Annotated in this window: 1 pseudogene; it reads right to left on the reverse strand. The window is 55.3% G+C overall.

Annotation, left to right across the window (positions count from 1 at the left end):
* Window positions 1-1,287 (reverse strand): annotated as a pseudogene (locus tag Q5Y71_RS16785) (IS1380 family transposase); the annotation flags it as partial.
* Between the last annotated feature and the right edge of the window lie 54 nt (window positions 1,288-1,341).

Raw genomic sequence — 1,341 nt, forward strand, 5'->3', positions numbered from 1 at the left:
CAGCCTCGCAGAAGATTTCTCTGTCTGGCATTGACGTCGGTAGCAGGAACCGCAGGCGCCGTGTGTTTTTAATCACTACAGCTGCGACCTTAATCAAGCGATTGCGTAAGGTGCCAACCGACGCTTTCGCCAGCGGCGTATTCTTGAGTTGTTCTCGCAACTCTTCGAACAGTATCCAGGCCAATGCCGAGAGCAGTAGCCGCCACTGATTCGGCCACCAGCGGTGGCAGGAAGTGCGGCCCGAGAACAGATCCAATTGCTGATCCTTGATGCGGTTTTCCATGTCTCCGCGTGCGCAGTACAGCTGGCGGTATAGCTCCTCGCCATCACCGTCCAGATTCGTAGTCACAAACCGGGGATTGGAACCTCCGTGGGTATACTCGGCTTTTCCAATGATGCGCCGCCTGTGCTTCCAACTGCCCGCTGCGTATTGGAAGTCCTTGAACAGGGAGAGCTTGAATGCACCATTGTGAGACCACTCTCTGGCAAGGTGCATGTAGCCACTGAGCATATATTCCAGCCGGTTGTTACCTGCGATACCGACGATGTACTTCACTCCGTGCCGGTCGCACCAGTCCAGCATTCGGTGGCGGCAGAAGCCGCTATCACCACGGAAAACGATCTCTACCTCGGGCCACTGCTTACGCAAGGCTTTGACCAGTAACGCGAGAATCGCCCAGCTGTGTTTGGCCCCATCCTGACGACAGTGCCGCAGATAACTTACCAGCAGGTCCGTCCGCAGAAGACATAGAGTGGCATGAAACAGTAGCTATCGTAATAGCCATGGAAGAAGCGCTGTTCCTGCTCGCCATGTATCGGGATATCGGTCGCATCAAAGTCCAGGATGAGTCGCCGTGGCGGTTTGCTATGCCTGACAATGAACTGGTCCAGCAACACTTTGTGTAGCTCTACCGCAACGGATCGATCCTGCCCCTGCTCGAAGCGGCACAGGGTGGCGGTACTGGCTAGTGTCTTTGTGCGCTGACACCCGGCTTGCAGGACTGTGTCAAATCGCAGCTGATTGTGATCGTTGAGATCTTCATACCCAGCAGCAATCGCAAGCAAACGCTGTCGCACCAGCTGTTCCGCCTGGTGAGCAACTGAGGAAGCACGACGGGGATCATTGACGACACTGGCCACCGCGCGGGATAGGCCAAGGCGGCGATCGCATTCACGAAGCAGCAACAAACCGGCATTGGAGGTCAGGTCTCCGCCAGTGAAATCTGCTGTGATTTTGCGACGGGAAAGGGATGAAAAGCGGATCTCAGGCTGGTAGCATTTGGTCACGGCGGAATTTCTTATCAGACTGTTTTAAGCACCAGCGATGATAAGACTTTCCGC

This window comes from Microbulbifer sp. 2205BS26-8, from assembly GCF_030731025.1.
GTDB classification, from domain to species: domain Bacteria; phylum Pseudomonadota; class Gammaproteobacteria; order Pseudomonadales; family Cellvibrionaceae; genus Microbulbifer; species Microbulbifer spongiae.